Genomic DNA, 11,890 nt, shown 5'->3' on the forward strand with positions numbered 1-11,890 from the left:
CTTGAGTCGTCATAGCGCGTAAGCAGGTCTGCGTCGCGCAGGCCGCCAGACAAATAAAGCTTGCTTTTAACAGCAGGCTTCTTGGTCACTTTATTGGCTGCGTTCTGTAGGTTTCATACAGTTGCTGAATGTCGGGATTGTCCAGATTCGCGTAGACGATTCCTTCCTTGTCCAAACCGTCCAACCCTTTGATACCGCCAATCACTGCGGGCCATTCCTCTCGGCTTGAGATGTCTACGACGTGGGGCTTCAGATAGTCGTCCAGGTGGCCTCTGGAAGGATCGCGGATCTCGTCGCTGAGCGCCCGTAAATACGCATCTTTGTTGGTCTTCGACCAATCGATGGCGAACTTGGCTCGATAGCACAGTTCCATGTGAACGAGCAGGATGGTCCGACCATTACCATCCAGAAACGGATGAGCGAAAGCCAATTGGCCCATCACCTCGCCGGGGCGCTCGCGGAAGCGTTTTTTGTTCGCAGCGAGCTCCAGCGCATATTCGACGGATCTTTTGATCAGCACAGGTCGCTCGAAAGATGTGTGATGCGGATCTTCTTTCGATCCTTTGAAAACCGCGAGGTGGGGAACAAGCTCATTCCTGTCTTTGCCTGACCATGGGTAGAAACCGGCAAACAGGATTTCATGAGTTTTGAGTATCGCTTGATAGTCGATGGATCTCTTTTTTGCCAGATGAGCAAGGGCGTCTTCGATACTGGCTTCGAAAGAGAGATGTTCCGATTCCTTTACTTCAACCGGGTCTTTCAGCTTGAGCGAGTTGCGAAGGTAGCCTTCAGTTTCGAAATCGCTGAAGGGGTCGAACGTCATGCGCTGAGCTGCTTTTTCGAACGCCTTTTTTCCTGAAGGTAACGTCCTTGCAAGGCCATGATTTCTGCCTTGTTCAACACACCCTTTCGCTTCAGATTAACCAGCAACTGCTCAACATTATCCAGCTCGACGGCATCACCAGCCAGTTGCGTTATCGTTGCCGCCATGCGGCTCAGGCCGTCACGCTCGGCGCCAATGCGGTGTTTTTCTGCAAGCTTGCATACTTCGCTCGCGACGCTGTCAGTGGCTGATTCGCTCATTGTTAACCCCTCGTTTTCTCTGTCGGAGCATAGCATGGCGCCGTTCCGCCGGATTAGCCGTCTAGCATTTCGACTCTTGGCATTGTCCTCTTTGAGTTGACGGTGAAACGCTTTTCAGCCGATTTATCCCTTTGCTGTGCGTCAGTAATCTGTACCCAACTTGAACGCAACAACAAAACTTCAAACTTGAAAAGGGACGCACACCATGACCACTCCAACCTACAACCGCCTGAACAAAGACGACGCTATCGTGCTGCTGGTTGATCACCAGACCGGTCTGATCTCGCTGGTGCAGGACTTCTCGCCGAACGAGTTCAAGAACAACGTGCTGGCGCTGGCGGATCTGGCCAAGTTCTTTGACCTGCCGACGATCCTCACCACCAGCTTCGAACAAGGCCCGAACGGCCCGCTGGTACCGGAGCTGAAAGAGATGTTCCCGGACGCGCCATACATCGCTCGTCCAGGCCAGATCAATGCCTGGGACAACGAGGACTTCGTCAAGGCGATCAAGGCCACCGGGCGCAAGCAGATCATCATTGCCGGTGTTGTAACGGATGTCTGCGTAGCGTTCCCTACCCTGTCAGCATTGGCTGAAGGTTTCGATGTGTTTGTGGTGATTGACGCGTCCGGCACCTTTAACACCACTGTGCAGCAAGCCGCATGGAGTCGCATGACTCAGGCCGGCGCGCAGATGATGAACTGGTTCTCGGTGGCCTGTGAGCTGCACCGCGACTGGCGCAACGACATTGAAGGTCTGGGTAACCTGCTGTCGCAGCGCATTCCCAACTACCGCAACCTGATGAACAGCTACTCGGCGTTGACGCAGCAGAAGTAAGCGTTAAATCCAAAGCAAAAGCCTGCCTCGAAAGCAGGCTTTTTGCGTTTTTTACAGAACGCCGTTCGTCCATTGTCGGGCACTTGTCACGCAAGGGCATTTCACACGTTCAGGTACTTATCGCTGAACACCTCGGAGAACGACATGGACATTGATGAAAACGCACCGGGCAACCAGTCGCAACAAGCCGTGACGCGCACCACCGACAATGAGACCGGGCACGATCCCAAGCGCGAAAACCCCGAGGTGCCTTTGCCGCCGGACGATGAGGCGCCTGTAGAAGAAGACATGTCGGATGTGGATGCGGCCAATTCGGTTTCGACGGAGCATCCGCCGTCACGCTGACCGTGCTGTTTGAAGGGGAACGCTCCCTGTGATGGTCAACCCGGACAGTTCCCTCTCCTCGGGGAGAGGGCTAGGGTGAGGGGCTTTCCCTGGCACCCTGATGCAGTTCAGTCACCGACATCGTGAAAACCAGTTTCGCTCGCCCATGGTTGGCATACCCATGCGCCACATCGGTCCGCGCCACCGCCGAACACCCAGGCCCGACAATCAGCTCGGCATCGCCAACGTGCAAATGCAACGTGCCTTTCTCGACATGAAACAGCTCTGTGGTGCCATTCGGGTGACCGGCTGAAGAAAACGACTCGCCGGGAAACAATTCCCAGCGCCACAACTCGAGCATGTTCGGGCCGCTGGTGCCGGCCAGCAGTCGTGCCGATCCACCCAGCTCACCGGTCCATAGCGTGGGGATGTCATCACTGTCGATCAGATGCGCCGCCGGAGTGTCGGCGACATTGACGAAGTCCGCCACGGACAAGCCCAGCGCTGCGGCGATTTTGCACAATGTCGCGATGCTTGGGTTGGCCGAGCCCTTCTCGATCTCGACCACCATGCCTTTGCTCACGCCGGAGCGCCTGGACAGTTCGTCGAGGGTGATGCCCTGTTGTTTGCGCGCCTGTTTGAGCGTGCGCGACACCGCCGCGCTGACGGTCTCGACGTCGGCGCCGGCTTCGGTCGATATATTGACTTTCTTGGTCATTGATCGCTAGCATCGTTTGAAATTCGGGTATGAGGGGGATTCTGGGATGCTGTCTGTAGTGCCGTCAATCGATCCGGCTGTTGCGCAACTCGCGCCGGGCTTCAGAGCGCTGAGTATTGTCGTGCAAGCGGCGCCGATTACTCAGGCATACGTGGCCGGTGAAGCACTGGCCAAAGCCTGCCAGATCGTCGCCAACGGTGGCCCGGCATGGGCGCCCGCGCACTTGCAGGCCTGGGCGGACGTGTATCGCCAGTTCGGTGCCAAACCGCAGCGCACGCCTTGCTCGGCCGAGGCTCTGCGCAAACGGGTGTTGCGCGACGGCGAGTTGCCGAGCATCGATCCGGTGGTTGATCTGTACAACGCCATCAGTCTGGAATACGCGATTCCCGTGGGGGGCGAGAATGCCGAGGCCTACGTCGGCTCACCGCGTCTGGTCGTCGCCGATGGCAGCGAACCGTTCGACACGATGAAAGAAGGCCAGCCCGCGCATGAATTCCCGGACGCCGGCGAAGTGGTCTGGCGCGATGACCAAGGCGTGACCTGCCGGCGCTGGAACTGGCGCCAAGGCGTGCGAACCCGCCTCGATGCGCAGGCGCAGCACATGTGGTTCATCCTCGAAAGCCTGCCGGCGATGCCGCTGGAAGCGCTGACCGAGGCCGGCGACAAGCTCATCGAAGGCCTGCAGCAAATGATGCCCGGCGCCGAGATCGAAAGCATGTTGATCGGGCCGGAAGCGCGTTAGGTTAGATATGAGTGCCAGCCCGTTTCGTCAGCGGCACCGCGATTCCCTGTGGCAGCGAGCCTGCTCGCGAAGGCGGCGGCACATTCAACATCTTTGCCGGCTGATCCAGCGCTTTCGCGAGCAGGCTCGCTCCCACAATGTTCCATGTTGACCAATGATTTGGTGGTGCCACAAAAACCCTGTGGGAGCGGGCTTGCCCGCGAAGACGGCGGTACATTCAACATCATGTTCGCCTGACCCAGCGCTTTCGCGAGCAGGCTCGCTGCCACAGATTGACTCCTGGTCTCAATAAGGGCTCGCGGTCGGGCGGACGATCAGTTCGCTGACGTCCACGTCCGCCGGTTGTTCGACGGCGTAGGCAATCGCGCGGGCGATGGCTTCGGCGGGGATGGCGATCTTGCGGAATGACTTCATCTCTTCGCGGCCGCCTTCATCGGAAATGCTCTCGGCCAGTTCCGATTCGGTCACGCCCGGTGCGATGACGGTGACGCGGATATCGCCGCCCACCTCCTGACGCAAGCCTTCGGAAATCGCCCGTACGGCGTATTTGGTCGCGCAGTACACCGCCGCAGTAGGGCTCACCGCGTAAGCACCGATCGAGGCGATGTTGATGATCTGCCCGGCGCGCTGGCGCTGCATCAACGGCAGGCTGGCGGCTATGCCGTGGAGTACGCCACGGATGTTGACGTCGATCATGCGGTTCCACTCATCGAGCTTCAGCGCATCCAGCCGTGACAACGGCATCACGCCGGCATTGTTGACCAGCACATCGACGCGGCCGTAATGTTCGACGGCAAAATCGACGAAGCGCTGCACATCCTGCTGATCGGTGACGTCCAGTGCGCGGAACTGCGCGTGGCCACCGGCGCCGTTGATCTCTTCGGCAATCACTGCCAGACGCTCGGTGCGCCGTGCGCCCAACACCACTTTGGCGCCACGTTCGGCGAGCAGGCGTGCGGTGGCTTCTCCGATGCCGCTGCTGGCGCCGGTAATCACGATCACTTTGTCTTGAATGTTCAGCATGATGTCGTCCTCTTCTATGTGCCCTTGAGTGGGCTTGGAAGAAGATTAAGTGCGGGGGCTCATGGGCTATTAATCGATTCCTCCACGGGATTTGCCCAATTCTGCTGCATCGCTTTTCGACAGGTTTTCAGGCCCCGCGTGGCGCATCGCGGTAGGCGCTCGGGGTGACGCCGACTTCACGGCGGAACACCTGGGAAAAGTGGCTGGGGCTGGAGTAGCCAACCTCCAGGCCGATGTCGATCACGCTGTGGGCGGTTTCCAGCAACAGATGACGCGCGCGGCTCATGCGCAGGCGGATGAAGTATTGCGAGGGCGATAAACCGGTGGCGCGCTTGAAGGTGCGGCTGAAGTGGTACTCGCTCAGCCCGGCGATGGCGGCCAGATGACTGAGGCTGAAATCCTCCGCCAGATTCGCATTCATGGCTTCGATCACCCGGCGCAGTTTGTAGGCGGGCAGGGCGTTGTCGCGGCGCGGGTTGCTGTCCGGGTCGAGATAGTGCCGCAGCAAATGGATCGCCAACGCCTGAGCCAGGCTGTGTACCAGCAGTGCACTGGGCTGGCGCTGTTCGGTCAGTTCGATGCGCAGTTGCTCAAGGATGAAGCTGACCTGCTCGTCACGCTCACCGGACACATCGACAAACGTCACTGCACCGGCCTGTTCGCCGAACGCTTCGCGCGCCGCTTGTTCGATCAGGCCCAGACCGAGGTAGAGGTGCATGACTTCGAAGACCTCACAGCCTTCGGTTTGCCAGCGCATTTCATAGGGTTCGCGAGTGTTGGTCAGGAAGAAGTCGCCCGCCGTGACCTGGCTCGCCTGCCATTCTCCGCCCAACGAACGTTCTTCGACCCGGGCAGTGCCGGCCAATACCAGCACCAGCAGCGGTTCGGCCACGCAGGGCACGCGGATCGGTTCGAGCAGAGTCTGATGGCGGAACAGTTGCACCACTGCATCCTTGATCTGCGGCCGCGGCGTGGTCGTTTCCGCAACACCGGGCAGATGCTCCGGCATGGCTTCGGCGGCGATGCGCGCGGGCTGGCTGATTGTCGGTGTAGCGGGGCTGGCAGAGGGCACAGGACGCTCCATGAAAAGCTTCGGCTGCGAATGATTTTGAAGGTTAGGGCGGGCGAATGAGAAATTCCAGCGCAAAACTCCGACAGTCCCGGCAATCGCCCGAAAGCCCGGCGGCGGCCAGTGCGCGACAGTGAAGCCGTGTTTACGAGCGCGCCATCAGGCGCAACACCGATTCGCTATCGAGGAGTTAAAACCATGACTGATTTCAACCACACCCTGCCACAAGAAGTCGCCGGTAAAGTTGCACTGGTCACTGGCGCGGCCAGTGGCATCGGCAAGGCGATTGCGCTGATGCTGCACGCTCGCGGCGCCAAGGTGATTGCCGAAGACCTCAACCCGGCTGTCGAAGAACTGGCTCGTCCCGATCTGGTGCCGCTGGTGGCGGACATCACCGAGGACGGCGCCGCCGAACGTGCAGTAGGCCTTGCCGTCGAGCAGTTCGGGCGCCTGGATATTCTGGTCAATAACGCCGGGATCATTATCAACAAAGCAGTGATCGACATGAGCCGCGACGACTGGGAAAAGATCCAGGCAGTGAATGCCACGGCCGCCTTCCTGCACTGCCGCGAAGCGGTCAAGGCGATGATCCCGAACAAGTCCGGTGCAATCGTCAATATCGCTTCCTATGCGTCGTACTTTGCCTTTCCGACCATTGCCGCCTACACCGCTTCCAAAGGCGCGCTGGCACAGTTGACCCGCACGCTGGCCCTGGAAGTCATCGAGCACGGCATTCGCGTCAATGCCATCGGCGTCGGCGATGTGGTGACTAACATCCTCAATGACGTGGTCGAGGACGGCCCGGGCTTCCTCGCGCAGCACGGCGAAGCGGCGCCGATCGGTCGGGCGGCGCAGCCGGAAGAGATCGCCGAGATCGTGACCTTTCTGGCCTCCGACCGCGCCAGTTTCATGGTCGGCTCGGTGGTCATGGCCGATGGCGGCATGACGGTTACGGCGGGTTGATAGTCGGGTGAGAAGCCAAGGGCGCGTGTGATAACGCGCCCATGGCTTTGCCAGTAAGACGAGCACGCAGAATCAGGCAAATCTGCAGCATCTTTGAACTAGTCGCCGCTGAGTAAAACTGGCTAATCTTCCTCCGCAGTTGACCCACCTTCGTCTGCTTTCGAGGTCCTTTGCATGGATAACCACGACGCTTCCATCCTCCACGACACGGCGGTGTATCGCGCCGAACTGGTGCGCTTGCTGACTCAACGCTTCGATGCGCCAGGCACCTACGAAACCGCGATTGCGCCGCTGCACGTGATCCGTCTCGATGGCCCGTCCGAGCTGATTCACGTTGTGCACCGGCCGGCGCTGTGCCTGATCGTGCAGGGGCGCAAGGAAGTCGGGCTGGGTGATGAGCGCTTCCTCTACGACCCGCTGAATTATCTGGTGGTGTCGGTGACATTGCCGGTGTCGGGACGGGTGATCGAAGCCTCGCCCGAGGCGCCGTATTTTTGCGTACGGCTGGATTTCGATCCGGCACAACTGACGCAACTGATAGCCGAATCGCCGCTGACCGGCATGCCACAGGACGCCGGGCGCGGGATGTTTCTCGACAAGATCGACGTGACATTGCTCGATACCATGCTGCGTCTGGTGCGCCTGCTGGATAATCCACGCGACATCGGCATGCTCGCGCCGATGGCGTTGCGCGAGCTGTATTACCGCCTGCTGCGCGGCCAGCACGGGCATCTGCTGTATGAAATCGCCGTCAACGATTCGCAGACCCACCGGGTCACGCGCGCTATCGACTGGCTGAACAAGAATTTCACCGAGCCGCTGCGTATCGACGCGCTGGCGCAGGTGGCCAACCTGAGCAACTCGGCGCTGCATCACCGCTTCAAAGCCGTCACCGCGATGAGCCCGCTGCAATATCAAAAACAGCTGCGCCTGCAAGAGGCGCGGCGGCTGATCATCAATGAAGGGCTGGACGTCTCGAGCGCCTGTTACCGCGTCGGCTACGAAAGCGCTTCGCAGTTCAGCCGTGAATACAACCGCCAGTTCGGCTGCCCGCCGTCGAAGGAACTCAGCCGCCTGCGTCAGACCGGTTGATTACCGCGGGTGTCCCGCCCATTCATCACGAAACCCCAACAGAAAATCCACAAACGCCCGCACCCGTTGCGGCACATAGCGGCCGTGCGGGTAGAGCAGGGTGTAGGGGCGCGAACGTCCGGCGTACGGCTGCAGCACTTCAATCAGGCGGCCATCGGCGAGTTCCTGCTCGACGATGAACCGGTAAGTCTGAAACAGCCCGGCGCCGTGCTTGGCCAGCGTCACACCGCCGAGCACATCGTCGGAACAGGAATAGCCACCGTCGGAAATCACTTCCAGGTCCCGGCCGTTTTCCTGAAACAGCCAGGAAATCCGCCGCCCGCTGCTGGGCAATTCGAACTGGATGCACTCATGCGCGATGAGATCGTCCAACGTCTGCGGCGTGCCGGCTCTATGCAGATATTCGGGGGCGGCGACCACCACCAGGGCGGCGTCTTCCAGCAGGCGCGCGATCAGGGTCGAGTCCGGTTGCGCGCGCACGCGTATCGCCAGGTCGTAGCCCTCTTCAACGAAGTCGATATTGCGGTTGCCCAAGTGCACGTCGACCGTGACCTCGGGGTACAACGCGCGAAATTTCGGCAGCAGCGGCAGGATGCGGTGATGCCCGTAGGTGGTTGGCAGGCTGATGCGCAGTCGACCCGATGGCGAAGTCTGCGCGCCCATGACTTCCTGCTGCGCTTCGACCAGTTGCGTCAGCGCCTGGCTGCACTGTTCGAAGAAGCTGCGGCCGGCGTCGGTGAGGCGGATGCTGCGCGTGGTGCGCGCGAACAGTCGCGAACCCAGGCGTTGCTCCAGACGCAGAATTGACCGGCTCACCGCAGCGGGCGTGACCCCGGCCAGTTGCGCGGCGGCGGTGAAGCTGCCGGCTTCGGCGGCCAGGCAGAACAGTTCGATACTGCCTAACTGCAAATCTTCAAAATGGCGTTTCATTGTGGCTCGCACCGAGGATCGACGGACGTTCATCCTCTGTGTACCACAACCAACGACGCCGCCGGTATCCACCGGCGGCGTTGCAGGGTTTCGATCAATGGCCGGCGCTCTGGCCACCGTCGACATGCAGGATCTCGCCAGTGACGAAATTGGCGCCGTCGAGGTAGAGGATCGCTTGCACGATGTCGTCGATTTCGCCCATGTGGCCGACCGGGTGCAGGCTGCCCAATGCCTGATGGGTTTCCTCGGCGTGCATCGGCGTTTTGATGATGCCCGGCGACACGGCGTTGACCCGAATCCCGCGCTTGGCGTACTCGATCGCCAGGGATTTGGTCGCGGCGTTGATGCCGCCCTTGGTCAGCGACGCCAATACCGAAGGCACGCCGTCGATTGCATGATCGACCAGGCTGGTGGTCACGCTGACGACGTGGCCGCTGCCGTGTTTTTCCATCTCGGCGATGGCCAGTTGCGAGATGTAGAAGAAACCACTCATGTTGGTCGCCACGACCTGGGCATAGTCCGCCTGACTGTAAGCGGTGAACGGCTTGGCCAGAAAGATCCCGGCATTGTTGACCAGCGTATCGACGCGACCGAAGCGGGCAACAGCGGCGCGAATCACGCGCTCGGCGGTTTGCGGATCGGCAATGTCGCCGGCGACGGTCAGGACATCCGGGTCGCTCGATTCTTTGATCGAGCGCGAGGTAGCGACCACTTGATGGCCAAGGGCGCGAAAGCCTTCGACTAGACCTGCACCAATGCCTTGTGAAGCGCCGGTGATGACAACTACTTTTTTCGATGTGCTCATGATGATTTCCTCTGTCGCTGGCCCGTCAGGATGGCGGGTGGCTGTTGGAGGAGACTTTAGGAAGTTGTGCCGAGTTGATAAATGGGGGCTGAGGTACATCATTTGTACTGTGGTGTATCTAATCAGAGCGGACCTCAAATGATTGTCCCGTTTGAGTGGACGGTGAAACGCTTTTCAGCCGATTTATCCCTTTGCTGTGCGTCAGTAATCTGTACCCAACTTGAACGCAACAACAAAACTCCAAACTTGAAAAGGGACGCACACCATGACCACTCCAACCTACAACCGCCTGAACAAAGACGACGCTATCGTGCTGCTGGTTGACCACCAGACCGGTCTGATCTCGCTGGTGCAGGACTTCTCGCCGAACGAGTTCAAGAACAACGTGCTGGCGCTGGCGGATCTGGCCAAGTTTTTCGACCTGCCGACCATCCTCACCACCAGCTTCGAACAAGGCCCGAACGGCCCGCTGGTACCGGAGTTGAAAGAAATGTTCCCGGACGCGCCGTACATCGCTCGCCCAGGTCAGATCAACGCTTGGGACAACGAAGATTTCGTCAAGGCAATCAAGGCTACCGGGCGTAAGCAGATCATCATTGCCGGTGTGGTCACGGATGTCTGTGTAGCGTTCCCGACCCTGTCGGCGCTGGCAGAAGGGTTTGATGTGTTTGTGGTCACCGATGCGTCCGGCACCTTCAACACCACCGTGCAGCAAGCCGCATGGAGCCGCATGACTCAGGCTGGCGCGCAGATGATGAACTGGTTCTCGGTGGCCTGTGAGCTGCACCGCGACTGGCGCAACGACATTGAAGGCCTGGGTAACCTGCTGTCGCAGCGTATCCCCAACTATCGCAACCTGATGAACAGCTACTCGGCGCTGACGCAGCAGAAGTAAGTTCACGACCCACGAAAAAGCCTGCTTTTAACAGCAGGCTTTTTGTTTTTCCGACGGCTGCGGCCAACTTGGTTGCTCTGTAGCTTGACCCACCGCTTTCGCGAGCAGGCTCGCTCCCACAGTTGACTGTGTTCGCTCAGGAGAAACGCAATTTCCTGTGGGAGCGAGCCTGCTCGCGAATAAGGCGGCACAGTCACCCAAGCAATTCGCTGATCCACTGCATCTCTTGCCTCAGCGCAAGAATTTTGTCCTCCGGCAACGCCTGTTGCGCTCGCGTAAACTGCCCCAACGTCTTCTGCCGCTGACTCAGCCTGCGTTGCCATTTGTGCAGAAATGCCGGGCAGCGTGCCTGCAGGTGCAGCGGACCGAAAAACAGTTCCCTGGCATCGTAAGTCACCGGATCAGAGGCCCGCTCGGCAACGATAATTTCGTAGTCGAAGCGGTTCTCATGCAGCACCTCTTCACAGACGATGCGGTAGCCGTTGTCCATCAACCATTGGCGCAGCGTTTGCTCGCCGCCGTTGGGTTGCAGGATCAAGCGTTCGTGGCCGCTGAGATGGGCCTTGCCACTGTCGAAAATATCGCGAATGGTTTCGCCGCCCATACCGCACAGGGTGATGGCGCTGATGCCGTCGTCAGGCCTGATCGCCGCCAGACCATCGGCCAGACGCACGCTAATCTGGCCTTGCAGATCGTTGTAATTGACGATGCGTTGCGCCGCGTGGAATGGCGTCAACGCGACCTCGCCAGCCACCGCCGCTGTAATAAGTCCTCGGCGCATCAGGGCAACGGGCAAATAGGCGTGATCGGAACCGATATCGGCCAGTCGTGCGCCGACCGGCACGTGAGCGGCGACGCGTTCAAGGCGCATGGACAATGTCTGTTGGTTCAACGGCGACCCCTGTTCACCCAGCGGTGGAAAAAGGGGTGCGACTCTGGCGAGCAACGCGGGCGCTGTCAAATCGCGCCGATGGAATCCTTCAAGCCATCGGCAGCACGGCGCTGCCGATGGACGTTGGCGCTTAGCCGGCGAGCGTTGCGTTGTCGATGACGAAGCGGTATTTCACGTCGCCCTTGAGCATGCGCTCATAGGACTCGTTGATCTGGTCGGCGCGGATCAACTCGATGTCGGAAACGATGCCGTGCTCGGCGCAGAAATCCAGCATTTCCTGAGTCTCGGGAATGCCGCCGATCATTGAACCGGCAATGGTGCGCCGCTTGGTGATCAGGTTGAATACGTTCGGCGACGGATGCGGCGATGCGGGCGCACCGACCAGGGTCAACGCGCCGTCGCGCTTGAGCAGAACCAAGAACGCATCGAGATCGTGCGGCGCTGCGACGGTATTGAGGATGAAGTCGAAACTCTTGATGTGTGACGCCATTTCTTCGGCATTGCGCGACACCACCACTT

At 59.7% G+C, this 11,890-nt stretch carries 15 protein-coding genes; 6 read left to right on the forward strand and 9 right to left on the reverse strand.

The genetic code is table 11. The annotated features are described in order from the left end of the window. Positions 1 to 85: 85 nt before the first annotated feature. Both OQK_RS21580 and OQK_RS21585 read right to left on the reverse strand, forming a co-directional pair. Positions 86 to 823: a Fic/DOC family protein gene (locus tag OQK_RS21580; protein ID WP_016774223.1), complete on the reverse strand. Its 738-nt coding sequence runs from the start codon at positions 821 to 823 to the stop codon at positions 86 to 88. Further along, positions 820 to 1,083 (reverse strand): hypothetical protein, encoded by a 264-nt coding sequence (locus OQK_RS21585; RefSeq protein WP_016774224.1) that lies wholly within the window; start codon positions 1,081 to 1,083, stop codon positions 820 to 822. Before OQK_RS21585 ends, OQK_RS21580 begins: the two co-directional genes overlap by 4 nt. 205 nt (positions 1,084 to 1,288) lie before the next feature. On the opposite strand from OQK_RS21585, the gene ycaC (OQK_RS21590) reads away from it, so the two are divergent. Both ycaC (OQK_RS21590) and OQK_RS21595 read left to right on the forward strand, forming a co-directional pair. Then, entirely contained in the window at positions 1,289 to 1,918 is a 630-nt protein-coding gene (ycaC, locus tag OQK_RS21590) for an isochorismate family cysteine hydrolase YcaC (protein WP_016774225.1), read from the forward strand. A gap of 144 nt (positions 1,919 to 2,062) precedes the next feature. Continuing rightward, complete coding sequence (locus tag OQK_RS21595) at positions 2,063 to 2,263, forward strand: hypothetical protein (RefSeq protein WP_016774226.1); 201 nt, start codon at positions 2,063 to 2,065, stop codon at positions 2,261 to 2,263. 70 nt (positions 2,264 to 2,333) lie between these two features. On the opposite strand, the gene OQK_RS21600 is transcribed toward OQK_RS21595, so the two are convergent. After that, positions 2,334 to 2,960, reverse strand: a complete 627-nt coding sequence (locus tag OQK_RS21600; RefSeq protein WP_016774227.1) for a helix-turn-helix domain-containing protein — start codon at positions 2,958 to 2,960, stop codon at positions 2,334 to 2,336. Between the two features lie 46 nt (positions 2,961 to 3,006). Here OQK_RS21600 and OQK_RS21605 point away from each other — a divergent pair, with 46 nt between their 5' ends. Continuing rightward, positions 3,007 to 3,702 (forward strand): B3/B4 domain-containing protein, encoded by a 696-nt coding sequence (locus OQK_RS21605; protein ID WP_016774228.1) that lies wholly within the window; start codon positions 3,007 to 3,009, stop codon positions 3,700 to 3,702. 285 nt (positions 3,703 to 3,987) lie between these two features. Here OQK_RS21605 and OQK_RS21610 read toward each other — a convergent pair whose 3' ends face one another. Then, complete coding sequence (locus OQK_RS21610; protein WP_016774229.1) at positions 3,988 to 4,725, reverse strand: SDR family oxidoreductase; 738 nt, start codon at positions 4,723 to 4,725, stop codon at positions 3,988 to 3,990. Between the two features lie 127 nt (positions 4,726 to 4,852). Beyond that, complete coding sequence (locus OQK_RS21615) at positions 4,853 to 5,734, reverse strand: helix-turn-helix domain-containing protein (protein WP_086783944.1); 882 nt, start codon at positions 5,732 to 5,734, stop codon at positions 4,853 to 4,855. A gap of 258 nt (positions 5,735 to 5,992) precedes the next feature. Between OQK_RS21615 and OQK_RS21620 the strand changes: the two genes are divergently transcribed. Beyond that, positions 5,993 to 6,757, forward strand: coding sequence for an SDR family NAD(P)-dependent oxidoreductase (locus OQK_RS21620; RefSeq protein WP_016774231.1), 765 nt, complete (start codon positions 5,993 to 5,995; stop codon positions 6,755 to 6,757). A 174-nt stretch (positions 6,758 to 6,931) separates the two neighbouring features. Continuing rightward, positions 6,932 to 7,849 (forward strand): AraC family transcriptional regulator, encoded by a 918-nt coding sequence (locus OQK_RS21625; RefSeq protein WP_016774232.1) that lies wholly within the window; start codon positions 6,932 to 6,934, stop codon positions 7,847 to 7,849. Here the strand turns inward: OQK_RS21625 and OQK_RS21630 are convergent, their stop codons facing one another. Next, positions 7,850 to 8,779 carry a LysR family transcriptional regulator gene (locus OQK_RS21630; protein WP_016774233.1) on the reverse strand — a complete coding sequence of 310 codons (930 nt, stop codon included), beginning with the start codon at positions 8,777 to 8,779 and terminating at the stop codon, positions 7,850 to 7,852. It lies immediately after the preceding gene. A gap of 94 nt (positions 8,780 to 8,873) precedes the next feature. Next, complete coding sequence (locus OQK_RS21635; RefSeq protein WP_016774234.1) at positions 8,874 to 9,584, reverse strand: SDR family NAD(P)-dependent oxidoreductase; 711 nt, start codon at positions 9,582 to 9,584, stop codon at positions 8,874 to 8,876. A gap of 265 nt (positions 9,585 to 9,849) precedes the next feature. On the opposite strand from OQK_RS21635, the gene ycaC (OQK_RS21640) reads away from it, so the two are divergent. Further along, entirely contained in the window at positions 9,850 to 10,479 is a 630-nt protein-coding gene (gene ycaC, locus OQK_RS21640; RefSeq protein ID WP_016774235.1) for an isochorismate family cysteine hydrolase YcaC, read from the forward strand. A gap of 193 nt (positions 10,480 to 10,672) precedes the next feature. Here the strand turns inward: ycaC (OQK_RS21640) and OQK_RS21645 are convergent, their stop codons facing one another. Both OQK_RS21645 and OQK_RS21650 read right to left on the reverse strand, forming a co-directional pair. Further along, positions 10,673 to 11,371, reverse strand: a complete 699-nt coding sequence (locus OQK_RS21645; RefSeq protein WP_016774236.1) for a tRNA (adenine(22)-N(1))-methyltransferase TrmK — start codon at positions 11,369 to 11,371, stop codon at positions 10,673 to 10,675. 130 nt (positions 11,372 to 11,501) lie between these two features. After that, on the reverse strand, positions 11,502 to 11,890 hold a 389-nt coding region (locus tag OQK_RS21650), incomplete at its 5' end, for a zinc-binding dehydrogenase (protein ID WP_038861527.1).

It is taken from the genome of Pseudomonas sp. R62 (assembly GCF_000257605.1).
GTDB classification, from domain to species: domain Bacteria; phylum Pseudomonadota; class Gammaproteobacteria; order Pseudomonadales; family Pseudomonadaceae; genus Aquipseudomonas; species Aquipseudomonas atacamensis.

Bases quoted from the DNA above. Each gene is read 5' to 3' on its own strand.
- ycaC (WP_016774235.1), top strand. From the start codon at position 9,850: ATGACCACTCCAACCTACAACCGCCTGAACAAAGACGACGCTATCGTG.
- OQK_RS21585 (WP_016774224.1), bottom strand. From the start codon at position 1,083: ATGAGCGAATCAGCCACTGACAGCGTCGCGAGCGAAGTATGCAAGCTT.
- OQK_RS21610 (WP_016774229.1), bottom strand. From the start codon at position 4,725: ATGCTGAACATTCAAGACAAAGTGATCGTGATTACCGGCGCCAGCAGC.
- OQK_RS21615 (WP_086783944.1), bottom strand. From the start codon at position 5,734: ATGCCGGAGCATCTGCCCGGTGTTGCGGAAACGACCACGCCGCGGCCG.
- OQK_RS21605 (WP_016774228.1), top strand. From the start codon at position 3,007: ATGCTGTCTGTAGTGCCGTCAATCGATCCGGCTGTTGCGCAACTCGCG.
- OQK_RS21635 (WP_016774234.1), bottom strand. From the start codon at position 9,584: ATGAGCACATCGAAAAAAGTAGTTGTCATCACCGGCGCTTCACAAGGC.
- OQK_RS21620 (WP_016774231.1), top strand. From the start codon at position 5,993: ATGACTGATTTCAACCACACCCTGCCACAAGAAGTCGCCGGTAAAGTT.
- OQK_RS21600 (WP_016774227.1), bottom strand. From the start codon at position 2,960: ATGACCAAGAAAGTCAATATATCGACCGAAGCCGGCGCCGACGTCGAG.
- ycaC (WP_016774225.1), top strand. From the start codon at position 1,289: ATGACCACTCCAACCTACAACCGCCTGAACAAAGACGACGCTATCGTG.
- OQK_RS21630 (WP_016774233.1), bottom strand. From the start codon at position 8,779: ATGAAACGCCATTTTGAAGATTTGCAGTTAGGCAGTATCGAACTGTTC.
- OQK_RS21595 (WP_016774226.1), top strand. From the start codon at position 2,063: ATGGACATTGATGAAAACGCACCGGGCAACCAGTCGCAACAAGCCGTG.
- OQK_RS21580 (WP_016774223.1), bottom strand. From the start codon at position 823: ATGACGTTCGACCCCTTCAGCGATTTCGAAACTGAAGGCTACCTTCGC.
- OQK_RS21625 (WP_016774232.1), top strand. From the start codon at position 6,932: ATGGATAACCACGACGCTTCCATCCTCCACGACACGGCGGTGTATCGC.